Annotated in this window: 19 protein-coding genes; 10 read left to right on the plus strand and 9 right to left on the minus strand. The window is 72.4% G+C overall.

The window, feature by feature from the left end:
- Positions 1-40 precede the first annotated feature (40 nt).
- Both ACZ7HT_RS32260 and ACZ7HT_RS32265 read left to right on the plus strand, forming a co-directional pair.
- Complete coding sequence (locus ACZ7HT_RS32260) at positions 41-889, plus strand: ABC transporter ATP-binding protein (protein ID WP_471172388.1); 849 nt, start codon at positions 41-43, stop codon at positions 887-889.
- Positions 883-2,970, plus strand: coding sequence for an FtsX-like permease family protein (locus ACZ7HT_RS32265; protein ID WP_471172390.1), 2,088 nt, complete (start codon positions 883-885; stop codon positions 2,968-2,970). The genes ACZ7HT_RS32260 and ACZ7HT_RS32265 overlap by 7 nt, the downstream gene beginning before the upstream one ends.
- Before the next feature lie 132 nt (positions 2,971-3,102).
- On the opposite strand, the gene ACZ7HT_RS32270 is transcribed toward ACZ7HT_RS32265, so the two are convergent.
- Both ACZ7HT_RS32270 and ACZ7HT_RS32275 read right to left on the minus strand, forming a co-directional pair.
- Positions 3,103-3,660 carry a GNAT family N-acetyltransferase gene (locus ACZ7HT_RS32270; protein ID WP_471172392.1) on the minus strand — a complete coding sequence of 186 codons (558 nt, stop codon included), beginning with the start codon at positions 3,658-3,660 and terminating at the stop codon, positions 3,103-3,105.
- Between the two features lie 41 nt (positions 3,661-3,701).
- Positions 3,702-4,628, minus strand: coding sequence for an NADP-dependent oxidoreductase (locus ACZ7HT_RS32275; RefSeq protein ID WP_471172394.1), 927 nt, complete (start codon positions 4,626-4,628; stop codon positions 3,702-3,704).
- Between the two features lie 153 nt (positions 4,629-4,781).
- On the opposite strand from ACZ7HT_RS32275, the gene ACZ7HT_RS32280 reads away from it, so the two are divergent.
- Complete coding sequence (locus tag ACZ7HT_RS32280) at positions 4,782-6,026, plus strand: helix-turn-helix transcriptional regulator (protein ID WP_471172396.1); 1,245 nt, start codon at positions 4,782-4,784, stop codon at positions 6,024-6,026.
- A gap of 89 nt (positions 6,027-6,115) precedes the next feature.
- Complete coding sequence (locus tag ACZ7HT_RS32285) at positions 6,116-7,807, plus strand: bifunctional 3'-5' exonuclease/DNA polymerase (protein WP_471172399.1); 1,692 nt, start codon at positions 6,116-6,118, stop codon at positions 7,805-7,807.
- 44 nt (positions 7,808-7,851) lie between these two features.
- Here the strand turns inward: ACZ7HT_RS32285 and ACZ7HT_RS32290 are convergent, their stop codons facing one another.
- Both ACZ7HT_RS32290 and ACZ7HT_RS32295 read right to left on the minus strand, forming a co-directional pair.
- Positions 7,852-9,132, minus strand: coding sequence for a hypothetical protein (locus ACZ7HT_RS32290; RefSeq protein ID WP_471172400.1), 1,281 nt, complete (start codon positions 9,130-9,132; stop codon positions 7,852-7,854).
- Positions 9,133-9,180: 48 nt separating this feature from the next.
- Positions 9,181-9,690 (minus strand): SigE family RNA polymerase sigma factor, encoded by a 510-nt coding sequence (locus tag ACZ7HT_RS32295; RefSeq protein ID WP_471172403.1) that lies wholly within the window; start codon positions 9,688-9,690, stop codon positions 9,181-9,183.
- A gap of 121 nt (positions 9,691-9,811) precedes the next feature.
- Here ACZ7HT_RS32295 and ACZ7HT_RS32300 point away from each other — a divergent pair, with 121 nt between their 5' ends.
- The gene (locus ACZ7HT_RS32300) at positions 9,812-10,192 is read left to right on the plus strand and encodes a DUF6479 family protein (protein ID WP_471172404.1); all 381 of its coding nucleotides are present in this window, start codon (positions 9,812-9,814) and stop codon (positions 10,190-10,192) included.
- A 102-nt stretch (positions 10,193-10,294) separates the two neighbouring features.
- Here the strand turns inward: ACZ7HT_RS32300 and ACZ7HT_RS32305 are convergent, their stop codons facing one another.
- The 5 genes from ACZ7HT_RS32305 to ACZ7HT_RS32325 form a co-directional block, all read right to left on the minus strand.
- Complete coding sequence (locus ACZ7HT_RS32305; RefSeq protein ID WP_471172470.1) at positions 10,295-10,972, minus strand: pyridoxamine 5'-phosphate oxidase family protein; 678 nt, start codon at positions 10,970-10,972, stop codon at positions 10,295-10,297.
- Between the two features lie 181 nt (positions 10,973-11,153).
- Positions 11,154-12,407: an MFS transporter gene (locus ACZ7HT_RS32310; RefSeq protein WP_471172406.1), complete on the minus strand. Its 1,254-nt coding sequence runs from the start codon at positions 12,405-12,407 to the stop codon at positions 11,154-11,156.
- A 116-nt stretch (positions 12,408-12,523) separates the two neighbouring features.
- Entirely contained in the window at positions 12,524-13,471 is a 948-nt protein-coding gene (locus ACZ7HT_RS32315) for a hypothetical protein (protein ID WP_471172407.1), read from the minus strand.
- Positions 13,472-13,509: 38 nt separating this feature from the next.
- Complete coding sequence (locus ACZ7HT_RS32320) at positions 13,510-14,436, minus strand: hypothetical protein (protein ID WP_471172409.1); 927 nt, start codon at positions 14,434-14,436, stop codon at positions 13,510-13,512.
- 30 nt (positions 14,437-14,466) lie between these two features.
- A complete protein-coding gene (locus ACZ7HT_RS32325; protein ID WP_471172411.1) occupies positions 14,467-15,675 on the minus strand; it encodes an MFS transporter in 1,209 nt (402 codons plus the stop codon).
- 558 nt (positions 15,676-16,233) lie between these two features.
- Here ACZ7HT_RS32325 and ACZ7HT_RS32330 point away from each other — a divergent pair.
- The 5 genes from ACZ7HT_RS32330 to ACZ7HT_RS32350 all read left to right on the plus strand — a co-directional run bounded on the left by ACZ7HT_RS32330 (position 16,234) and on the right by ACZ7HT_RS32350 (position 22,399).
- Positions 16,234-18,870, plus strand: coding sequence for an AMP-binding protein (locus ACZ7HT_RS32330; RefSeq protein WP_471172413.1), 2,637 nt, complete (start codon positions 16,234-16,236; stop codon positions 18,868-18,870).
- 5 nt (positions 18,871-18,875) lie between these two features.
- Positions 18,876-19,268, plus strand: coding sequence for a hypothetical protein (locus ACZ7HT_RS32335; RefSeq protein WP_471172417.1), 393 nt, complete (start codon positions 18,876-18,878; stop codon positions 19,266-19,268).
- Between the two features lie 74 nt (positions 19,269-19,342).
- Positions 19,343-19,591, plus strand: a complete 249-nt coding sequence (locus ACZ7HT_RS32340) for a phosphopantetheine-binding protein (protein WP_471172420.1) — start codon at positions 19,343-19,345, stop codon at positions 19,589-19,591.
- Positions 19,592-19,853: 262 nt separating this feature from the next.
- Entirely contained in the window at positions 19,854-20,642 is a 789-nt protein-coding gene (locus ACZ7HT_RS32345) for a hypothetical protein (protein ID WP_471172425.1), read from the plus strand.
- Entirely contained in the window at positions 20,639-22,399 is a 1,761-nt protein-coding gene (locus ACZ7HT_RS32350) for a non-ribosomal peptide synthetase (RefSeq protein ID WP_471172428.1), read from the plus strand. Before ACZ7HT_RS32345 ends, ACZ7HT_RS32350 begins: the two co-directional genes overlap by 4 nt.
- The last annotated feature ends 192 nt before the right edge of the window (positions 22,400-22,591 follow it).

Below are 22,591 nucleotides of genomic sequence, written 5' to 3' on the forward strand. Positions count from 1 at the left end.
TGGTCGTGATCGGCGCGGGCCGGAACGGTTCGCTTGAGCCATGACCTCGAACGCCGCCGTACGGCTCCGCCGGCTCACCCGGCACCACCGTGACGTCCACGCCCTCGACGGCGTCGACCTCGACTTCCGCGCCGGGACCTTCACCGCCGTCATGGGGCCCTCCGGCTCCGGCAAGTCCACCCTCCTCCAGTGCGCCGCCGGGCTCGACCGGCCCACCGCCGGGACCGTGGAGGTCGGCGGCGTCGCCCTGGAGGGCCTGAGCGAGCGGCGCCTCACGCTGCTGCGGCGGGACCGGATCGGCTTCGTCTTCCAGTCCTTCAACCTGCTGCCCTCCCTGACCGCCGCGCAGAACGTGGCCCTGCCGCTCCGGCTGGCGGGCCGCCGCGTGTCCCGTGCCGCGATCCGGGAGGCACTCGCGCGCGTGGGGCTCGCCGGCCGGGAACGCCACCGGCCCGGCGAGCTGTCCGGCGGCCAGCAGCAACGGGTCGCGATCGCCCGGGCGTTGATCACCGGCCCGGCCGTTCTCTTCGGCGACGAACCGACCGGCGCGCTCGACTCGACGACGAGCCGCGAGGTCCTCGGCATGCTCCGGGACCTCGTCGACCGGGACGGCCAGACGATCGTCATGGTCACCCACGACCCGGTGGCGGCGTCCCGCGCGGACCGCGTGGTCTTCCTGACCGACGGAAGGGTCGCGGGCGAGCTGACGGGGCCGACGGTGGAGACGGTGACGGCACGGATGACGGGCCTTGAGACGGGAGCCGACGCGGCGCGGCGGGGGCAGGGGCCGGGCGGCTTCAGCCCGGCCGGCGGCCGGGAGCCCCGCGGTGGCGGCGCGGCCGGTGCCCGCGGTCCCGGCGGTGCCTCCGCCGGAGGTGCGGGGTGCTGAGCGTCGTGTGCTCCGGGCTTCGTGACCGGTGGGCCTCCTTCCTCGGGGGGTTCGTCGCGCTCGCGCTCGGTGTGGGGCTGCTCGTCACCACGGGGCTCGGGCTCTCCGCCACCTTTCACGCGCCCGAGCGTTCTCCCCAGCGGTTCGCCTCCTCGCCCGTCGTCGTCCAGGGCCGGGACCGGCTGACGCTCGACGTGCGGCGCGGGCCCGGCACCGTACCCGTGGAGCAGCGGCTCGACCGTCCACAGCCTGTGGACGAAGAACTGCTCCGCGCACTCCGCGCCCGCTGGACCGTCACCGCCTCCGGCGGCCCCGACGCCGTCGGCGTCGACGCCCCCGCCGCCGACGTCCGGGCGCTCGTCGGCGGCCGCGCCCGCGTCCTCACCGGGAACGAACGCGCCCAGGCCGACCCCGACCCCGAACGGGACGCCCGCGCCCTCGTCACCCTCAACGCCCTGCTCGGCACCTCCGGCGGCGTCACCGCCTTCGTCTCCGTCTTCGTCGTCGCCTCCACCTTCGCCTTCGCCGTGGCGCTGCGCCGGCGCGAGTTCGGGCTCCTGAGGACCGCCGGAGCCACCCCCGGCCAGATCCGGCGGCTCCTCCTCGCCGAGGCCGCGGTGCTCGGCGTGCTCGCCTCCGCCGCCGGGTGCGCGCTCGGCGCCCTCGGCGCGCCCCTCCTCGCCGGGACCCTCGTCGACGGCGGCCTCGCGCCCGCGTGGTTCACGACCGGCGACGCCGCCTGGCCGTTCCACGCGGCCTTCTGGACCGGCGTGGCCGTCGCCCTCGCCGGGGCCGTCGCCGCGTCCCGGCGGGCCGGGAGGGTCGGCCCGACGGCCGCGCTGCGCGACGCGGACGTCGACGCCGACGCCCTGCCCCCCGGCCGGGCCGTCCTCGGCACGGGCCTGCTGCTGGCCGGTCTCGGGCTCCTCGCCTGGACCTGCGCCACGGACCCGTCCGCGCTGCTCAAGCGGAAGACGTACACGACGCTCCCGATGCTCCTGATCAGCGGCGTCGCCCTGCTGTCGCCGCTCCTCGTCCGGCCGGCGGCGCGTCTCCTCCGGGCGCGCGGGGCGGTGGGCACGCTCGTACGGGAGAACAGCGCGGCCGCCGTCCGCCGCACCGCGGCCGCCGCCGCGCCCGTCCTCGTGACCGTGGCGCTCGCGGGGACGCTGTTCGGGTCGGCGGCGAGCGTCACGCGCACGAAGGAGGCCGAGGCGCGGGAGCAGACGACGGCTCAGTACGTGGCGAGGGGGGAGGATTTGGGGCCGGTGACGGCGCCGGCCGGGGCCGTGGTGTCCCCCACCGGGGCGACATCCGTCTTCGTACGGGACGGGGACGCGGCCGTCGTGAAGTACGGGGCGCGGGCGGTCGCCGACCCGGCCGCCTTCGCGGAGCTCGCCCGGCTGCCGGTCGTCGCCGGGGACCTGCGGGACCTGGACGACCGGTCGATCGTCGTCAACGAGGAGTTCGAGCGGCAGCGGGTCGGCGGGACGGTGGACGTGTGGCGGGCGGACGGGAGCGGTCCGGTACGGCTCCGGATCGTGGCCGTCCTCGCGCGCGGCACCGGCGACAACGGGCCGTACGTCACCCGGGCGAACGCGCCCGGCGCCACCCTCGACCGGATCGACGCGCGCGGGGGCGGGACGGCGACGGTCCGGGCCCTGGAGGCGAGCGGCGGAACGGTCGGGCAGCCGGCGAGCGGCACCTCTCAGAACCGCCTCGGGATGATCCTGGTCCTCGGCATCGCCCTCGTCTACACGGTGATCGGCCTCGCCAACACCCTGCTGATGGCGACGGCGGTACGGGGCCGGGAACTGGCCTCGCTGCGGCTCGCCGGGGCCACCCGCGGCCAGATCCTGCGGGTCGTGACGGGCGAGGCGGCACTCGCCGTCGCGATCGGGACGATGCTGGGCCTGGTGGTGACCGGGCTCGTCCTGGGCGCGCTGGGAGCGGCCCTGGCGGCCCTCTCGGCGCCCGTGGCACTGGTCCTGCCGTGGCCGGTCCTCGCCTCGGCGGCGGGCGTGTGCGGCGTGGTCGCGGTCGCCGCGTCGGGCGTCCCCGCGTGGCGGCTCACGCGCTGAGCGGCCATGGTGGGATGACAGGGCGGTGACCGGGGTCGGAGCCGGGTCACCGCCCTGTCCGCGTGGCCCCGCGCCCGCCAGACCGGGCACCCGGCCCACCCCCGTGCGGCCGGGCGCCCGCCGGGACAGGCCCTAGCCCGCCGGGGTGCCGTGCCAGTCCGGGGCCAGGACCGACCAGATCTCCTCGTCGTGCCGCACCCCCCGGTACGCGTAGCTCGCCCGCAGGACCCCGTCCCGTGTCATGCCGAGGCGCCGTGCCACCGCGATGCTCGGTGCGTTGTCGGAGGAGACGACCCACTCGACCCGGTGGACGCCCCGTACCCGGATCGCCCAGTCGATGAGGACCCGCGCCGCCCGGGTCACCAGGCCCTTGCCGGCGGCCGCCGGTTCCAGCCAGCAGCCGGCCTCGGCGTAGCCGCCCGGCACGTCGAGCCTCCGGAGGATGACCGCGCCGACGAGCGTGCCGTCCGACCAGATGCCGTGGATCCGGCCCGTGTCGGTCGCGACCTTCTCCGCGTACAGCCTGAGGTAGGCCCGGCTGGACTCCAGGTCCGTCACCACGTCGGGGAGCCCGTTGCGCGCGCCGATGAACTCCCGCCCCCGGTCCATGTGCGCGAGGAACTCCTCCGCCTGCCACGGTTCCAGCGGGCGCAGCTCCGCGCCGTCGTCTCCCAGGGACATCGCGTACATCGGCGGCATCGCCTTTCTCGTCGGGACCCGTCTCACGTGCCTTACGGGATCAGGACGATCTTGCCTCGTACGTGCCCCGACTCGCTCGACTCCTGCGCCCTGGCCGCCTCCTTGAGCGGCAGGGACTCCGCCAGCCGGACCGTCAGCGCGCCCTCCGCCGCCAGGCGGGCCTGGGCGGCGAGCCCGGCGCGTACGGCCTCCGGGGCGCCCGTGACGCCCGAGAAGACGATGCCGTGCTCCGCCGCGTCCGTCGCCGCGATCGTCACGATCCGCTCCTTCGCCGCCTCACCGCCGCCGAGCAGTTCGACGGCGACCGGCAGCACGCCGTGCCCGGCCGCGTCGAAGACCGCGTCGACGCCCTGCGGGGCGGCGGCGCGGACCGCGCCGGCGAGGCCCTCCCCGTACGCGACGGGGACCGCGCCGAGTTCGCGCAGGTAGCCGTGGTTGGACTCCGAGGCGCTGCCGATCACCGTGATCCCGGCCGCGACGGCGAGCTGGACGGCCACCGAGCCGACGACGCCGGCCGCGCCGTGCAGGAACAGCGTCTCGCCCTCCCGCACCCGGAGCAGGTCCAGGACGCGCTGGGCGGTCTCGCCGGCCACCGGGAGGCTCGCGGCGGCCTCCCAGGAGAGCCCGGCGGGCTTGGGGGCGACGGTGCCGGCGATGGCGTACTCGGCGTAGGCGCCGGTCTCCGTCCAGCCGAGGACCTCGTCGCCGACGGCCAGGTCGGTGACGCCCTCGCCGAGCGCGTCGACGGTGCCGGCGAACTCCAGGCCCGGGACGGCGGGGAAGGTCGTCGGGTAGAACTGCTCGACCCAGCCGTAACGCCGCTTCCAGTCCACCGGGTTGAGTCCGACCGCCGCGACCTTGACCCGCACCTCACCCGGTCCCGGCTCCGGCTTCGCGACGCCGGTCTCGTGTCGCAGCACCTCGGGGCCGCCGAACTCCTCGTACACGATCGCTTCCATGTCAGCCTCCGTCGCTGCCCGTTGCGTCTTCGATCTTTCCTCGATGCCCCGAGCCTGCCGCCCCGGCCCCCTTCCTCCCGCCCACCCAACGGCCAGTCCCACCTGGCCGAAAGACGGGCCGTCACCTGACCGCCCCGGATTAGGCTGAACCGCATGGACGCGCCCACGCTGACCACCGCGTACGAGATCATCCGGCAGCCGCTCGGGGAGATCCTCCCCAAGGTCTCGGCCGCCCTCGCCCCGCTCGTCCCGCACGTCGACGCGGCCGAACTCTCCACCCACTGCGCCCACTCCCCCTTCAAGACCCTCGGTGGTACGGAGCTGATGACCTCCGCCGAACTCGCCCCGCTGCTCGCGGCCGGCGTCCCGGGCGCCCCCTGGCAGGGCCGCGCCGTGATCGGCGGCCGGGAGCGCGAGGTCGTCGCCGTCACCAGCCACGCGACCCGGCGCGGGGCGGTCCTCGTGCTCGTACGGGAGGACGGCGCCGCCCCGGCCGACGCGGCCGCCCTCAGCGTCGCGCAGGCGCTGTGGGACCTGGTCGCCGCACACTTCGACCGGTTCGCGACGGAGGCCATGCCGGGCGCGCTCGCCCGCTCACGGGCCGCCGCCGACACCCGGGCCCGGGTCATCGCCGAGCTCACCGCCTCGCACGCGGCGGCGCTGTCCGGGGTCCTCGGGGTGCTGCGCAGCCGGGCCCTCGACGACACGACCGCCCGGACCACCGCCACCGACCTGGCCGCCTCCGCGCTCATCGAGATGCGGGCCGAACAGCGGCGGGACCGGGCGCTCGCGGAGGAACCCGCCGAGGACGCCTTCGAGCGGCTCGCCGGCGAGCTCCGGCCGATGCTCCGGCACAGCAGGGTCCGGCTCGAACTCGGCGCGCCCGACTCCACACGCTCGCTGGCTGCGGACGTCGCCCACAGCGCGCGGGCCATCGTCCGGTCGCTGCTCCTGATCGTCCTGGAGCAGGAGTCCGTGCACCGGGTGCACGTCGGCTGGCAGCTCACCGAGCACGAACTGCGGGCCTCCGTGCGTGACGACGGCGCGGGCGCGCTCGCCGCCTGCGACCTGGGGGCGGGGACGATCCGGGACCGGCTCGACGTCCTCGGCGGGCGGCTCGACATGGACGCGGTGCCGGGCTGGGGCACGACGATCACCGCCGTCATCCCCCTCGCGACCCCGGAGGCGCCCGTCGAGGCCGCCCACCCGCTGACGGGCCTCGGGGAGCGCGAGGTGGAGGTGCTGCGGCACCTGGCGCTCGGGCACCGGAACCGGCGGATCGCGGAGGAGCTGCACATCAGCGAGTCGACGGTGAAGTTCCACGTCGCGAACATCCTGAACAAGCTGGGCGTCGACTCCCGGGGCGAGGCGGCGGCCCTGTTCCACGCGGCCGCGTAGCGCCTCCCCGGTCTTCCGCTCGGCGGCATGACCCGTCCCTCCGGCCTGGCTCCCCGGGGGTGTCAGTAGCGGGTGCCAGACTCGCACCCATGAGCGAGAGGTGGGCGCTGGACGCCGAGGCCGAGGGGGACGGAGCGCTGCTCGTGCCCCTCGGGCCCGACGGGCTGCCCGCCGGGCCCGTGCGGCGCGAGCCGGACCTCGTGGCGGCCGTGCGGGACCGCCCCGGCGTCGCCCGCTGGGTGTGGCGGTCGACGGCCGGGGTCTATCCGCGGCTCCTCGCCGCCGGCGTCCGCGTCGAGCGCTGCTACGACATCGAGGACGCCGAGCAGCTCCTCCTCGGCCACGAGGGGCGGCTCGGCGAGCCCCGGTCGGCCGCCGCCGCCTGGGCGCGCCTGCGCGACGCCCCCGTACCGCCGGATCCGCCGCAGCGCGCCGCCGAGCCCGGTTCGCAGGACTCGCTCTTCGAGCCGCGCCCCACCGTCTCCGTGCCCTTCGACGGGCTCCTCGCGGTCTACGCGGAGCAGCTGCGCCGCCACGACCGGGCGGAGCATCCGGGCAGGATGCGGCTGCTCACGGCCGCCGAGTCGGCGGGGATGCTGGTGGCCGCCGAGATGCACCGGGCCGGGCTGCCGTGGCGGGCGGACGTGCACCGGGACCTCCTGAACGAGCTGCTCGGCGAGCGGTACGCGGGCGGAGGCGAGCCGCGCCGCCTCGCGGAGCTCGCGGACGAGGTGTCGGCGGCGTTCGGCCGCCGGGTCCGGCCGGATCTGCCGGCGGACGTGGTGAAGGCCTTCGCGCAGGCCGGGATCCGGGTGAGGTCGACGCGCCGCTGGGAGCTCGCCGAGCTCGACCACCCGGCCGTGGAGCCGCTCCTCGCGTACAAGAAGCTGTACCGGATCTGGACGGCGCACGGCTGGTCGTGGCTGGCCGACTGGGTGCGCGACGGCCGTTTCCGGCCGGAGTACCTGCCGGGCGGCACGGTCAGCGGCCGCTGGACGACGAACGGCGGCGGGGCCCTGCAGATCCCGAAGGTGATCCGGCGGGCGGTGGTCGCCGACGAGGGCTGGCGGCTCGTGGTGGCCGACGCCGACCAGATGGAGCCGCGCGTGCTCGCCGCGATCTCCCGCGACCCGGGCCTGATGGAGGTCGCGGGGCACCCCGACGACCTGTACACCCGGCTGTCCGACCGCGCGTTCTCCGGCGACCGCGACCACGCCAAGATCGCGCTGCTCGGCGCGATCTACGGGCAGACCAGCGGCGACGGCCTGAAGAACCTGGCGGCGCTGCGCCGCCGCTTCCCGCGCGCGGTGGCCTACGTCGACGACGCGGCGAAGGCGGGCGAGGAGGGCCGGCTCGTACGGACCTGGCTGGGCCGCACCAGCCCGCGGGCGGTCGGGGCGGGCGAGGACGACGAGGCCGGGCTGCCGCAGGAGGGCGGCGAACCGGAGGCGGAGAGCGGCGAGTTCGTCCCCGGGTACGCCTCGGGGAACGCGCGGGCGCGCGGCCGGTTCACCCGTAACTTCGTCGTGCAGGGCAGCGCCGCCGACTGGGCGCTGCTGATGCTGGCGGCGCTGCGGCGCTCCCTCGCCGGGATGCGGGCGGAGCTGGTGTTCTTCCAGCACGACGAGGTGATCGTGCACTGCCCGGCGGAGGAGGCGGGGGCGGTGACGGAGGCGATCCGGGCGGCGGGGGACGAGGCCGGGCGGATCGCGTTCGGGGAGACGCCGGTCCGCTTCCCGTTCACGACGGCGACGGTCGAGCGGTACGCGGACGCGAAGTAGGAGGGGGGCGGGACGCAAGTCGGCCCGCCCCCCTCCCCGTACTCCTACTTCAGCGGCAGCTTCTTCCACTTCGGGCTCAGGGCGATCGCCTTCAGCTGCTCCATCGTCAGCGCGGGCTCCTCGCGGGTCGCGGCCTGGTACTGCGCGGCCGAGTTGAAGGCGGAGACGATGACGCGGAAGCCCTGCGGGGTCAGGGTGTCGACGTTCCACCACACGACACCTTCGCCGCCCTTCTCGCCGGGCTGCTGCGTGGACCTGACCTTGGTGCCGTCGGGCAGGGTGACGACGTCGTCACCGGTGAAGAGGTCGGCGATCTTCCCGGCGCTGGGCTGGACGTCGAAGCCGATCATGCTCGCGCCCTTGCCGTCGTCGACGACGACGTAGCCGTGGCCGTCCCCGCCGCCGTGGGACTTCACGGTGAGGCCCTGGGGCAGGAGGGAGCGCAGGGTGGACTGGACGGCGGCCGCGCTCGGCACGCCCGGCAGCCGGACCTCGTCCGGTCGGAGCTTCTTCGGGAGCGCGGGCAGCCGGGCGATCAGCGGCCGCCAGGCCTCGGCGGTGACGAGGGCCTTGAGCTGGGCGGGGCTGAAGGGCGGGTTCTCGCGGCTGATCGGGGCGCCCTTCTCGGCGGCGGCGTTGTACTCGCTCGCGTCGATCAGGATGCCCTCCTTGGTGAGCAGGACCGCCCGCCAGTTCTTGGTCTCCTCGCGCTTGTCGGCGTACTCGTACCCCCGGATGACCATGAGCCGGTCACCGCCCGGCAGTCGCTCGCTGGTGCAGGAGTCGAAGGGGACGAAGGCCTTGTCGGGGCACGTGACCTGGCCCGTACCGGACTCGGCGGTGTCCCCCGCCCGGTAGAGGCCGACGCTGACGCCCGCCTTGCCGTCGCCGTCGTCGTAGACGCCCGTGACGGACTGGCCCGTGCCGTCCAGGTCGTCGAACTTCCACTGCCCGGCCGGGGTGTTGGCCTTCAGGACGGCGGCGATGTCCTTCACCGGGATCTGCGCCTCGGGCCGCGGCTCCTTGCCGGAGGCGGCGGTCCCGTGGGACCGCCCCTGCTGCGGGGGCGCCGCCACCGAGGTCGTCGTCGACTGCCCGGCGGGGCCGAGGAGCGAGCCGCCGTACGCGCCGCCGATGCCGACGGCGGCGAGCGCGAGGACGCCGCCGGTCACGGCGAGGCGGCGGCGCACCAGGAGGCGCCGGCCGCGCTGGAGCCCGCCTTCGGCCAGCTCGCGCCGGTCGTCGACGGCGAAGCCGTCACCGGCACTGCGCAGGACCGCGCCGAGCTCCTCCTCGAAGCGCTGGGTTTCTTCGTTCTGGGGCATGCCGAGATCACCGTCTCCGGTCGGTAGGGAAGCAGGAAGAGTGCGTGGTCAGCGGGTGGCGAACTCGGCGACGCTGCCGCCGAGTCGTTCCCGCAGCTTCGCGAGCGCCCGCACCGAGCGGGTGCGTACCGCGGCGGAGCTGACGTGCAGGGCGTCGGCGGTCTCCTCGATGCTGCGGTCCTCCCAGTACCGCAGCACCACGACCGCCCGGTCCTTCGGTGCGAGCCCGGCCAGCGCGTCGAGCAGCGCGATCCGCAGGGCGGGGTCCTCGCCGTGCTCGGGGGCGCGGTCGGGCAGCTCGCCGAGGGGGCGCTCGGTGGCCGAGCGGCGCCGCTGGTGGCTGAGGAAGGTGCGGACGAGCACGGTCTGGGCGTACGCGGCGGGGTTCCCGATCCGGGCCATGCGGCTCCAGTGGGCGTACATCCGGCCGAGCGTCTCCTGGGTGAGGTCCTCGGCGAGATGCGTGTCACCGCTGGTCAGCAGGCACGCCGAGCGGAACAGGTGCCCTGTGCGTGCGGAGGCGAACTCCAGGAACTCGTCCGCGCGGGACTTTCTCATGCCCCTCCTTTCCCTCGCGGTCACGTGGTGTGGTCGCCGTACACCCCATTGACGCGACGGGGGAGAGGAAATGTTTCAGCCTGACGTATCCGAAGAAGCGGAATCGGGTAATCCTGTTTGTATGAACACTCTCAGCGCAGCAGAGAACCTGGCCGCTGGGGTTTGGCAGTCAGGTCTGGCCCAGGTCATCGGCGGGCTCGTGGTCGTCGCCGTCCTCATCGGCGCCGTCTGGCTGGGCTTCCGGCTCAGCGACCGCGAATCCAAGAAGCCGAATCCGGAAGAACAGCCGCACCGGCCCGACACCGGCGCGCTGCCCGGCGAGGTGGAGGAGTACCGCAAGCCCTCCGAGATGCCGCAGACCGACGGCGAGCACCGGCTCATGCCCTACCAGCTCAAGAACGCCGGAGAGGCCTCGACCGACCCACCCTCCGAGGAGAAGCGCAAGTGGGGCGGCATCTCCAGCGGTGGCTTCGGCAGCGGTGGCACGGGCCACGGCGACTGACCGCGGACCGGCTGACGCCCGTCCGTCGGCACCCTGACCCAAGAAAAGCCCAGCCGTACTCGGCTGGGCTTGGTCCGGCTCCGGTTCCGGCACGCGCTCCGGTCACACCTGGGCGGCCGCCGGCTCACCGCCCAGGATCCGGCCCGCTCGCGAGGCGATGTGGGCCGGCGGGGCGAAGTCCGCGGGGAGGAGCGGGTCGGTGACCGGCTCGCCGAAGGTGGTCACCACCGGCAGCACCCCCGCCCACAGGCCGAGCGCGGCGTCCTCGGACTCGCCGTCGTCCGGCGGGCCGGAGGCGGTCTTCACCGAGGCCTCGGTGAGGTCGAGCGCCAGCACCGCCGTCGCGGCCAGCTCCTTGCGGCTGGGCTGCCGCGCGTACTCCCACTGGCCCGGGGAGCTCTGCTCGGTCAGGGCCCGCAGGCCGCGGAGCTTCTCCTCCGGGTCGGTGACGATCTCGGGGACGCCGTAGATCATCGCGCAGCGGTAGTTGACCCCGTGCTCGAAGACGGACCGGGCGAGGACGAGGCCGTCGACGTGCGTGACCGTGACGCAGACGGTGGTGTCGGGAGCCTGGACCAGGCTGCGGCTGGCGACCGAACCGTGCAGGTAGAGCCGGTCGCCGTCCACGCCGTACGCGGTGGGCACCACCATCGTCGTGCCGTCGACGGTGACGCCGAGGTGGCAGAGGAAGCCCGCGGCGAGCACGGCGTCCAGGTCGGCCCGCCGGTGGCTGCCCTTGTGACGCATCCGGCGCAGCCGGGTCCGCTCGGTGACGGCCATCGCGCCGTCACCGCAGGCGGCGGCGTCGATGTCGGCGTCGGTGGTGGTGCTCATGGTGAGCTCTCCTCAGGGTGTGGTCGTTGGTGTTGTTGTACGGGGGATCAGCCCGACAACGCCACCGGCGCCCGCCTGTCGGAACGGGGGCGCCCCACAAGGGAGTCACGGGTCTCGACGGGCGACTTCACGATGCGATCGGCTCATTGCCGACCTTGGTCCCGGCGACCGGCGTGGCGAGCGAGCGTTCGGCGGCGCGGGCCGCGGGCGGGGTGAGGACGGCGGCAAGGGGGACGATGGCGGCGATGACCAGCCAGCCCGCCATGTGCCAGTTCATGGCGAGGAAGGTGTACGCGGCCGGCGCCCACACGGAACCGATCGTCTGGCCGACCTGCTTCACGCCCTGGTATTCGCCGCGCCGGGCGGGATCGGACAAGAGCGCCGCGAATCCCCAGCCCGCCGCCGCCTGGAAGAGTTCGGCACCGGTCAACACGATGTGCGCCAGCCAGACCAGAGCGATGGTCAGCCACGTGGCGATGCCTTCGGTGAACATGATGACCAGGCAGGAGGCGACGAAGCAGACGGCGCTCCGGTACGTCGCCCGAATCCCGCCCGACAGTGTGTCGGTGCCGCGAGCGGTCACGGTCTGCAGAGCCACCACCATGAGGGTGTTGCTCACGGTCAGTCCTGCCAGGAGCGCCCGAGGCGCATTGGTGTTCTCCACCAGCCAGAGTGGAATGACCACCATGAGGATGACCTGGTTCGTGGACACCACACCGCTCAGGACGGAGACGGCGAGAAACGGACGATTGCGCAGCGCGCCGCCCCACTTGCGACGCTCGCGCCGATCCGACGGGGCGGGATCCTCGACGGGGCCGGCCGCCTTGGGCAGTCGGAGGATCACCGCTGCGTTGATCAGCATCACCACCCCGACGAACAAGGGGAGCATCCGGACGGCCGTATCGCTTCCCGTTGCCAGGGCCAGGCCGCCGAGTCCCGCGCCGATGGCGAACCCGGCGTTCAATGCGCTTCGGTTGTAGGCGACCCCCGCGATCCGCTCCTTCTCGGGGTAGAGGTTGAGCACGTACGCGCCATAACCCGTGGATCCAGCGACGTTGGCCAGCCCGAGGACCGTGACGATCAGCAGGTAGCCGGAGAACCCGCGCGCCGCCGGGTAGGCCAGGTAGCAGGCCGCCTCCACGAGAGACGCCACGGCCCACGCGGCCTTCGGGCCGACCCGGTCGGCGACCCGGCCCAACGGCACGGCGGCGATGAACGCGCCGATTCCGGCGATCGTCAGGCCCAGGCCGACCTCGGCGGCGGAGAGGCCGACGACTTTGGTGAAGAAGACCGCGTTGGTGGTGAGGTAGCTGCCGGTGCCCAGCCCGTAGAGCAGCGCCTGAGCACTGACTCGCCCCGCGGTCCGCGACGGCGGGGCCATTCGCCGGAGCGTGCGAGCGAACGGGCCGCGAGGGGCGGGCGGCGGTACGTCTGGGGTGTATCGCGGCATGCGCGTACGCCCTTTCCTGGGTTTCGGTAATCGGACTTGACGCACTCTCAGCGCAGCGCCGTCTGGTCGGCTGCTGACAGTGCCAATGACTCGGCATCGGAGCCGAACACGCTCAGCTGGAACGGAGTGTTCGCGTGGGGGTGCACAACGGCCTGGAGCCGGATGTCCAACGGGTCGGCTCGCTCGTGCGGCCAGGTCGGATACGCGAAGAACAGCAACGGTGGAGTCAGCCCCTCGTCATGCACCACACGCGTGAGCACGTCCTCGGAGCCGTCGACGCGCAGCGCGGATCGGGGCACTGGACGGAAACCCAGCATCCACTTGTACGCCGCCAGGCCCGCCTTGCCGATGTGCCCGTAGAGGTTGGGGTCCCACCCCAGGCTGACCAGTGGCCTCTCGTGGCCCCGGGCGGCCTTCATCAGGGCAAGGTAGAGGACCCGGGACAGGTTCTGGCTTCGCAGGCCGCTCCGTTCGCCGTACAGCCCGCCCGTGTAGACACCCCGGCCGTGATCGTTGAGCGTGATCATGCCGGCGCACATGGTTCCGTCGCCGTCTCGGATGACCAGCATGTCCAGGTCCGGACCGATGCCCAGCACCTCTTCCGGCGTGGTCACGACTTGGGTGGCGAAGGCCATGCCGGCCAGGGACGCCCGGTAGAGCGGCAGCCACTCCGCGGCCAGCGCGGGCGTGATTTCCTCGACACGCTCAAGCGTCATCTCGGAGGCCTGGAAATCCCTGAGTGCCTTTCGCACGGCGTACCGCGGGTTATGCCCGAGACCCGCGATGTATTCCTCTTCGGATCCCTTCGGATCCGCGATCCAGATGACCTTGGTGGGCCGGTAGCGGAATCCCTCGGCCAGCCACTCGCCGCCGGATGCCGGCGGCGGCGTCACGTCGACGACGTGCGCGTCTCTGCGGGCCTTGAGTGCGTTCCACGCCGAGTGGTCGTTCGCCGTAAGGGTGGCCGTGACCAGTCCCTCGTCATCCTGCAGCATCCGTAGCCTTCCATTCGTGATCAGAACGGCCGCTATCGTCAAGCCGGCGGTGCCAGTGACTCGGCATCGGAGCCGAACACGCTCAGCTGGAACGGAGTGTTCGCGCTGGGGTGCACAACGGCCCGGAGCCGGATGTCCATCGGGTCGGCTTGCTCGTGCGGCCAGGTCGGATAGGCGAAGAACAGCAACGGTGGAGTCAGTCCCTCGTCATGCACCACACGCGAGAGCACGTCCTCGGAGCCGTCGACGCGCAGCGCGGATCGGGGCATCGGGCGGAACCCCAGCATCCACTTGTACGCCGCCAGGCCCGCCTTGCCGATGTGCCCGTAGAGGTTGGGCTCCCATCCCAGGCTCACCAGTGGCATCTTGTGGGCCCGGGTGACGTTCACCAAGGCGAGATCGAGTACCCGGCACAGGTTCCTGGTTCGCGGGCCGCTCCGTTCGCCGTACAGCCCGCCCGTGTAGACACCGCGCCCGTGATCGTTGAGCGTGACCAAGCCGGCGCACATGTCTCCCTGGCCGTCCCGGATGACCAGCATCTCCAGGTCCGGACCGATGCCCAGCACCTCTTCCGGCGTGGTCACGAACGGGGTGGCGAAGGCCATGCCGGCCAGGGACGCCCGGTAGAGCGGCAGCCACTCCGCGGCCAGCGCGGGCGTGATCTTCTCGACGTGCTCAAGCGTCATCTCGGAGGCCCGGAACTCCCTGAGCACCCTTCGCATGGTGTGCCGCCGGTTGTACCCGAGACCCTCGATGTATTCCTCTTCGGATCCCTTCGGATCCGCGATCCAGATGACCTTGGTGGGCCGGTAGCGGAATCCCTCGGCCAGCCACTCGCCGCCGGATGCCGGCGGCGGCGTCACGTCGACGACGTGCGCGTCCTTGCGGCCCTTGAGTGCGTTCCACGCCGAGTGGTCGTTCGCCGCAAGGGTGGCCGTGACCAGTCCCTCATCGTGCCGCAGCATCCGCAGCCCTCCCGTGTCTCATCGAATGCATCAGGCCGCCCCGACCGGCGCCCGTTCGCCGCCGAAGGCGCGCGCGATGGCCAGAGCCGCGCCGACCATCAGCACACCCCCGACGATCAGGGTCGTGCGAGGGCTCAGTTCCGCACTGAGGGGACCCACCAGCACCTGCCCCAGCGGTACGCCGATGAAGGACCCGAGGGCGTCGTACGAGTACACCCGCCCCAGCTTGTCCGGCTCGATCCTGTCCTGGAGGGTCGTCTCCCAGACGGTGCCGAAGACCTCCATGGACAGGCCTCCGACGAACGCGGCCAGGAGCAGCACCGCGAAGGTCGGATAGACGCCCAGGGCGAGCGGCAGCGCGGCGCCGAGGGGAAGCGCCAGGAGTCCGGCGCGCAGCGAGATGCTCCGGCCGCTCCTCATGATCAGAACGGCCGCCACCGTCAGGCCGGCGATCTGGGCGCCGAGTACGAGGCCCCAGAGGTGACTGCCGAAGGTCTCCTCGGCCATGACCGGCCCCAGCACGGGGATGGTGCCGGAGTAGCACAGGTTCATCACCGTCGAGCCGACGATGGCCTGCCACAGCCACTTCTGCTCCGAGAAGGCCACCCAGCCGCCCCGGACCTGGCTCATCAGCGATTCCTTCTTCGACGCGATGCCGGCGGGGACCCGGACCCGTGAGAACAGGACTCCGGAGACGGCGAAGCAGAGCGCGTCGAAGGCGATGAGCCAGCCGGGGGCGGCTACGAGCAGGAAGAGCGCCGCGAGTGCTCCGGAGCCCACGGAGCTCAGGTTCAGGGTCAGTCGCATGGCCGCGTTGGCCTGGGGGCGCATGTCGTCCGGGACGGTCTGCGGCAGGAGCGCCGACGAGGCCGGGGACGCGAACGCCGCGCAGATCCCGTTCAGCAGGGCCAGGAGGGTCAGCGGGGCCAGGGAGCCGCCACCGGACAGGATGTACCAGGCCACGACCCCTTGCGTGACGGCGCTGGCCGCACTCGATCCCTCGAGGACCACGGACCGTGGGAACCGGTCGGCGAGGATTCCTCCCGCCAGGACGAACAGCAGGTTGCCGGCGGACCTCGCGCCGACGACGATGCCGATCGTGGCGGCGCCCCCGCCGGCATCGATGATGGCGAGTGCGAGTCCGATGGGCGCGACGGTGTTGCCCAGGATCGCCAGCGTGCGGCCCGCGAGGAGCCACCGGAAGGCGGAGGGGAGCCCGGTGAGGGTACGGAACGTCAAGCGCTTTCTCCGTCTCGGTGCCCATCGATGACCAACAACACCGCTCCTCCGCCGATCACCGAATTACCCTCCGGTGCATGCAGGGTGAGGTTTTGCCTGCGCGAAATGCCTCGTTTAGCTGAAAGCCATCCGAAGGGTGCGCCCCGATTCAGGCGTCGCGGACCGGTCCGGTCTTATAGTCGTCTCGGATGCTAATCACAGCTTCCCTTGGCCGTCAATCGGCCCCCTAGGCGCTGGTGTTGCGGTCGAAGACCGTGCCGGCGCGCGCCGAGGGCCAGCAGAACCCGCAGGTCGCGGCGGACTCGGGGTCCGCGGGAGACCGTCCGCGAGCGGCGGCGGGGAGGGAGCCGGGGGCTGCGGTCGGGCACTGCCACATGTCAGGGGCGACGCGGGGGCGACCCGTCCTAGACTCAGGGGGCCTGTCGATAAATCCATTGAAATCCATGGGAGTCCAATGGATTTCAACGGCCCAGGATCCCGGCCTCCTGGCCAACCATTCGAATGTGCTGCTTCATTGCACGAACTGTCTCCACTTTCACGAAGGAAGCTGGCTGAGTCATGAGCGCCGTGTCCATCCATATGGTTCTGCATGACCTCGCTCAGGCGGATCCTGCGCGTCCCGCGCTGATCATGGGCGATGAGGTCGTCAGCCGGGGGCAGCTCGATGCCTGGTCCGACGCCTTCGCCGAGTGGCTGGCAGCGGAGGGGGTCCGGGCCGGCAGCATCGTCCCCCTTCAGCTGGAGACATCACCCGCACTGATCGCCGTAGCCCTCGGTGTGCTGAAGCTCGGCGCCGCTTACACGGTCATGGATCTGGAGTGGAACGAGCGGCGCCTGCGGCGGATCGACGAGATCCTCGGCGGCGCCCTCGCGGTCGCCGCGCCGGGCCGGTCGAGCGGCTGCTTCCGGCGCGAGATCGAGCTGCCCGGCCTCGACGCGCCCTCCGCGGACACCGCGAACTCCGCGGACCCCGCCTGGAAGTCGATCCCCGTCGCAGGCACCGATGTCGCGACGGTCTTCTTCACCTCGGGCAGCACCGGCGAGCCGAAGGCGGTCCTCTCGACGCACAAGGCGACCCTCCGCATGTTCACCGGGGAGGGCATCGCCTCCATCGACGGCGAGTCCGTGCTTGCGCACCTGGGCTCCTCGAACTGGGACGCCCTTCCGTTCGAGGTGTGGGGCCCGCTCCTGCGCGGCGGCGCCTCCTTGCTCCGGAAGATCCGGGCCATCACGCCCGACGAGCTGCGTCACGAGATCTCGGTCAACGGCCTGAACACCCTCTTCGTCACCTCGTCGCTGTTCAACGTCCTGGTCGACGAGGACGTGTCCGCGTTCGCAGGCCTGCGCGTCGCCATGGCCGGCGGCGAAGCGCTCTCGCCCGCGCATGTCGCGCGCTTCCTGACCGCGCATCCGGACATCCCCTTCATCAACGGCTACGGCCCCGCCGAGTCGACGTGCATCGCTCTGATGCACCGGGTCACCCTCGACGACACCAACGGCGCCATCCCGCTGGGCCTCCCCATACCCCGGACCGGCGTGCACGTGCTGGACGGCGAGCGGGAGTGCGGCCCGGACGAGATCGGGGAGCTGTGCATCTCAGGCGACGGAGTGTCTCCTGGGTACCTCGGTGACGAGGAGTTGACCGCGGCCAAGTTCGTCGAGGTGGTCATCGAAGGCCGGCCGCTGCGGGTGTACCGCACCGGGGACTACGGCAGCAAGACCGCCGACGGCCTGTTCACGTACACGGGGCGCCGCGACCGCGAGCTGAAGATCCGTGGACACCGGATCGACGCGGGCCAGATCGAGCGGGCGGCAGCCGCTTTCGACGGAGTCGCGCAGTGCGCCGTGGTCCCGCTGCTCGGTCTCTCCGGCCGGCCTGAGTCCCTCGCCCTCGCCGTGGTCTCGGCCAGTGACGACTTCGACGAGGAGAGCCTGCGGAGCGCGCTCGCGGCCGACCTGCCTCCGGGGTGGGCCCCGGACGCGGTCTTCCGGCTGGCGGCGCTGCCGCTGACCAGCAGGGCGAAGCTCGACACGGTCGCGCTGCACTCCGCCATCGCGGAGCTGACCGCGGCTCGCGCGGAGGCCGTCTCCGGCGATCCGGTCGAGGCCGCGTTCAGCCGGGCCCTCGGTGGCGTACCGGTGGACCCCGACGCCTCGCTGTTCGACCTGGGCGGCACGTCGCTGGGCGCGGTCCGTCTGTGCACGGCCCTGAGCCGGGTGGCCGGTCTCAGCATTCCCGTATCGGTCGTACGCAGCCACCCGTCGGTCAACGAGATGCGGATCTGGATCGAGAAGCACTCCGCGGCGACGCCTGACGGTGCGAGCGGGACGGACGCGGCGGGCAGCGCGGACGCGGCCACGCCGGCACCGCTGACCGGGATGCAGTCCGGATTCCTCCTGCCGCACTTCGACGGCAACGACACGGACAACCACCTCTACCTGGCCTGGCGCATCGCGGGCGCGCTCGACGTCGACCGTTTCGTCGAGGCGCTGCAGGACGTCCACCGCCGCCACCCGTACCTCCAGGGCCGTTACGCCTTCGAGGACCTGGCGATGTGGAATCCCTCCGACCTCCCGGTCACGGTCGAGCACCTCGAAGCCCCGGACGAGGAGACGGCCCTCCCGCAGGTGAAGGCCGTACTCGACAGGATCTTCTCCCTGTTCGAAGGAGAAGTCTGGCGCGCGGCGCTCTGCCGGCTCGGGGAGACCGAGCGATGGGTCTTCGGCATGTCCGTTCACCACATCGCGTTCGACGGATGGTCCAAGCGGATCTTCGCGGAGGACCTGGCCGAGGCGTACCGCGCGCGGTGCGAGGGGCGCGAGCCGCGGTTCGCGCATCCGGTCGCCGCACCGTCGGAGATCTACGCGGAGACGGAGCACATCCGGGGCCTGGCGGATCTCGCGGCGCAGCGGGACTTCTGGGCGAAGGAACTGGCCCAGCTCCCGGTCGGCCCCGCACCGTGGGTCACGCCCGCGCTGTGCGGGGAAGCCGGCGTGACGAAGATCGACGTGCCCCTGACGCCGGAGCAGGCGGACCTCCTGGGCCGGCGTTCCATCGGCGGCGGCCTCCTCCCGCTCTTCATCGACGCGCTGGGCGGAACGCTGTCCGAGGTCACCGGCGCCGAGGACGTCACGATCGGCGTTCCGATCAACCAGGGTCCACCCCGGTTCTGCAGGACACCATCGCCTGCCTGATCGACATGATGTGCGTCAGGCTGCGCAAGCCCACCGCTGACGATGCCGCGGCCCGGGCCGCGAGCGCGGTGCGCGACGCCCTGCGCAACAGCGATCTGTCTGTCGCCGAGGTGTACCGGATCGCCGGGCAGGCAGGGCAGCAGCTGTACCAGGTCATCGGCGCGGTGCAGGACTCGCCCAGCGCCGAGCTCCGGATCGACGGCTGCGCGGTGGACGCGATCGAGCTGCCGTACGTCCGCCTCCAGGCCCCCCTGCTCGTCGAACTGCTCGCGGACGACGGCATCGCGTCGACGGTGCGGGTCACCTACGAGACCGCGCTGGTGACCGAGAGCACGGCCCGTGACGTCAGCGCGCGTCTGGTCGCCCGGCTCACGGAAGAGAGCGGCAGCGGAAGCTGAGGGCCGGGTGCCGCATGAGCGGGGCAGCTGATGCAGCACCTCTTCGACAAGGACAATCAAAGGAGCCACCAAGCATGAAGACCGAATACCAGAACGTCTCGGACCGCACCGCCGCACTCACGGGGATCTGGCGCGAAGTCCTGGGGAACGACGACCTCGACGAGACCTCGGACCTCATCGAGAGCGGCGGCACGTCCCTGCAGCTCCTTCAGATCGTCGGCAAGATCTACGACGTCATCGGTGTGGACGTCCGGCTGCGCGACGTCTTCGCGAACGCCACGCCGCAGAGCCTGTCGGACTTCATCGAGAGCTCCCAGGCCTAGCCCGGTGTGCGACCCCGGGTGTCACCCGACCTGCTGATCTGCGGTTCCTCCCGGGACTGCCGATGCGGCCGTTCTCCACGCTTCGAGATGTCGAGTGACGAAGCGCGGGAGAACGGCCGCTGTGCATGAGTCTCCCAGTCACCGGGTCCGCCGGCAGGGCGGTTTCGACGTCGTGATGTGATCCGGTGCGTCCCACGCACTGCCTCAGTCTCACCTTCCTTATGTGCCTGTGGAATTCACCAGCAGCGAAAGGAACTCGCCCATGGACCAGAGCGAACGCCCCGTGGTTCTCGCACTCGACTATCCCGGATACCGGAAGGAGGCCCGCTTCGACGAACTGGCCCTCGAACGGCACGGGGTGCGGGTCCACGACCTGCTGGGCGGGCCCCTGCCCAGGGCGGTGAGCGGCGCGGACTACGCGGCCCGCCTGCTTGCGAACCTGCCGACCGGGACGGGTCCGGTCGCGGCGGTCGCCGCATACTGCGCCTCGGCGCCGCTCGCCTTCGAGGTGGCCACCGCCCTGGGCGGGGAGCCGCCGGTGATCATGCTGTTCGACCCCGAGGTCACGACGCTGGAATCGATCGCGAAGGAGTACCGCGCGCGGCTCGCCGGACTCGGCGTCCAGCTGGACGAACAGCGGTTGAGCGAGCTCGTCGACGCCGCCACGCTGACCGAGGCCCCGGAGCGTTTCGTCACCGACCTCACCGGCGAACTGGAGCGACAGGCCATCACGGCGCTCCGTGCGGTAGGCGCCGGCGAGTCGGAGATCGCGGCGAGCGCCACGCAGATGGTCAGTGCGTACGCGGACTGGCTCAGCCATCTGGTGGCGGCCCACCACGCCCGTACTCCGGCCTGGGAGGGGCATGTGCTGCGCGTCGACTCCGCGGACGCCGACCCGGACGGTTACGCCTGCACGGCCGGACACCAGCGCGAACTGCGCCTGACGTGCGACCGGTTCGAACTGCTCAGGGCCGAGGAGACGCGTACCGCGGTCCTCGACGCGCTGGCCCTTCCGCTCGCGTCGGGCACGACGGAGGGGACGGAGCGTTGACCGGCCGCGTAGTGGAGTTGATCGCCTCCCAGGCACAGCGCCGCCCTCGGGCGACCGCGCTGGTCGCACCCGACGGCAGCATCGACTATGCCGAACTCGACCGCAGGTCGGCCGACGTGGCCGATCGCCTGACGCGACACGGGGTGCGCCCCGGCGACATCGTGCTGGTCCAGGCTTCCCGCGGGATCGCACTCGGCGTGGCCGTCCTCGGAGTGCTCCGGTCGGGCGGGGCCTTCTGCGTGGTGGATCCGCAGTATCCGGCGGACCGCATCCAGCACATGTGGCAGCGGTGCGGCGCCCGGTTCGCGCTGGTCGAGCCGGGTCCGCGGCTCCCGGACGTGCCGGACGGGCCCGTCGTACTCCCCCTCGGGGAGGACCCCGCCGCCGGCACCGCGCACGATGCCCCGGCACCTCGCCGCGCGGAGCCGGGCGCCGAGGATCCCGCCTACGTGGTGTTCACGTCCGGGTCCACCGGAGGGCCCAAGGCGATCTCCATGCCGCACCGGTGCCTGGACAATCTGATCGAGTGGACGCTGGACAGCACGTCCCCCGAGCCGCTGCGCACGCTGATGTTCGCCCCGCTCGGCTTCGACGTGTTCGTCCAGGAGGTGTTCACCGCCTGGTGCAGTGGCGGCTGCCTGTACACACCGTCGGACGCCGAACGCGTCGACCTGCAGCGCGTGTGGGAGCTGTGCCGCGCGTGGGAGATCGAGCGGATCTTCCTGCCGCCGGTGGCGCTGCGGCGGCTGGCGGAGCTGACCGCCGAGTTCGGCATCGTGCCCGGCGCGTTGCGCGAGGTGGCGGTGGCGGGAGAGGCGCTGCAGATCACGCCCGCCGTCCGGGAGCTGTTCCGAAGGCTGCCCGCGACGCGTCTGCACAACCACTACGGCCCGGCGGAGACCCATGTCGCGCTCGCCCACACCCTCACCGGTCCGTCGGACTCCTGGCCCGACCTTCCCCCCATCGGGCGGCCGCTGCCCGGCCTGACGGCCCATGTCGTCCCGCGGGAGGAGGGCGGCGAGCTGTGGCTGGCAGGGGTCGGCCTCGCCCACGGGTACGTGGGTGATCCACAGCAGACGGAGGACCGGTTCCGCAGCGTACGGATCGAGGGACGCAACGTACGCGCGTACCGCACCGGTGACCTCGTGCGCGAGCGGCCCGACGGAGCCCTGGACTATCTGGGCCGGGCCGACGGCCAGCTGAAGATCAGCGGATACCGGGTCGAGCCCGGTGACATCGAGGCAGCGCTGCTCCGCCACCCCGCGGTCCGGGAGTGTGCCGTGGTGGCCTGGACGCCGCCCGACAGCGAGGAGCGCCGGCTGGTCGCCCATGTGGTGCCCGAGCCGGGCCGCTCACCGGAGGCCGGCGAACTACGCGCACATGCCGCGCAGTTGCTGCCGCCCTACATGGTTCCTCACCACGTGCTCCACGCGTCCGAACTGCCGCTCTCCCCGAACGGGAAGATCGACCGCCGCAGTCTGCCGGCCCCCGGCGACGCTCGCGACTCCGCCGCGTCCCTCCCGGAACCCACCGATATGCAGTCGGCCCTCGCCGGCATCTGGTCGACGCTGCTCGGCGTCGCCGACATACCGCCCGACAAGCACTTCATGGACCTGGGCGGCACCTCGCTCTCCGCCGCGCTGCTCGTCACCCGCATCCATCAGCGCTTCCAAGTCCAGGTGTCCGTACAGGAGTTCCTGTCCGCGCCCACGCTGGAATCGGTCACCGCGCTGGTCAGGGGACGGGCTTCCGCATAACCCTGCTCCTGTTATCTGTTAGGACTTCGAAGGCCCCTGCATCAGTAATCTGAATCGGATTCTTCATGCGGTCGGCAGGGGCCGTTGCCGAAAGGGACACACATGGCGGACAGGCTCCCGTTGCTGAGCACGCAACTCGGCTTCGCGCTCACGTCGGAACGTACCGGCAAGCGAGTCGCCGTGAACAAGCTC

It is taken from the genome of Streptomyces sp. NPDC037410 (genome assembly GCF_055602235.1).

Bases quoted from the DNA above. Each gene is read 5' to 3' on its own strand.
- ACZ7HT_RS32335 (WP_471172417.1), top strand. From the start codon at position 18,876: ATGATGTGCGTCAGGCTGCGCAAGCCCACCGCTGACGATGCCGCGGCC.
- ACZ7HT_RS32345 (WP_471172425.1), top strand. From the start codon at position 19,854: ATGGACCAGAGCGAACGCCCCGTGGTTCTCGCACTCGACTATCCCGGA.
- ACZ7HT_RS32290 (WP_471172400.1), bottom strand. From the start codon at position 9,132: ATGCCCCAGAACGAAGAAACCCAGCGCTTCGAGGAGGAGCTCGGCGCG.
- ACZ7HT_RS32310 (WP_471172406.1), bottom strand. From the start codon at position 12,407: ATGGCCCCGCCGTCGCGGACCGCGGGGCGAGTCAGTGCTCAGGCGCTG.
- ACZ7HT_RS32305 (WP_471172470.1), bottom strand. From the start codon at position 10,972: ATGGCCGTCACCGAGCGGACCCGGCTGCGCCGGATGCGTCACAAGGGC.
- ACZ7HT_RS32270 (WP_471172392.1), bottom strand. From the start codon at position 3,660: ATGTACGCGATGTCCCTGGGAGACGACGGCGCGGAGCTGCGCCCGCTG.
- ACZ7HT_RS32315 (WP_471172407.1), bottom strand. From the start codon at position 13,471: ATGCTGCAGGATGACGAGGGACTGGTCACGGCCACCCTTACGGCGAAC.
- ACZ7HT_RS32285 (WP_471172399.1), top strand. From the start codon at position 6,116: ATGAGCGAGAGGTGGGCGCTGGACGCCGAGGCCGAGGGGGACGGAGCG.
- ACZ7HT_RS32300 (WP_471172404.1), top strand. From the start codon at position 9,812: ATGAACACTCTCAGCGCAGCAGAGAACCTGGCCGCTGGGGTTTGGCAG.
- ACZ7HT_RS32330 (WP_471172413.1), top strand. From the start codon at position 16,234: ATGAGCGCCGTGTCCATCCATATGGTTCTGCATGACCTCGCTCAGGCG.
- ACZ7HT_RS32275 (WP_471172394.1), bottom strand. From the start codon at position 4,628: ATGGAAGCGATCGTGTACGAGGAGTTCGGCGGCCCCGAGGTGCTGCGA.
- ACZ7HT_RS32320 (WP_471172409.1), bottom strand. From the start codon at position 14,436: ATGCTGCGGCACGATGAGGGACTGGTCACGGCCACCCTTGCGGCGAAC.
- ACZ7HT_RS32295 (WP_471172403.1), bottom strand. From the start codon at position 9,690: ATGAGAAAGTCCCGCGCGGACGAGTTCCTGGAGTTCGCCTCCGCACGC.
- ACZ7HT_RS32280 (WP_471172396.1), top strand. From the start codon at position 4,782: ATGGACGCGCCCACGCTGACCACCGCGTACGAGATCATCCGGCAGCCG.
- ACZ7HT_RS32340 (WP_471172420.1), top strand. From the start codon at position 19,343: ATGAAGACCGAATACCAGAACGTCTCGGACCGCACCGCCGCACTCACG.
- ACZ7HT_RS32260 (WP_471172388.1), top strand. From the start codon at position 41: ATGACCTCGAACGCCGCCGTACGGCTCCGCCGGCTCACCCGGCACCAC.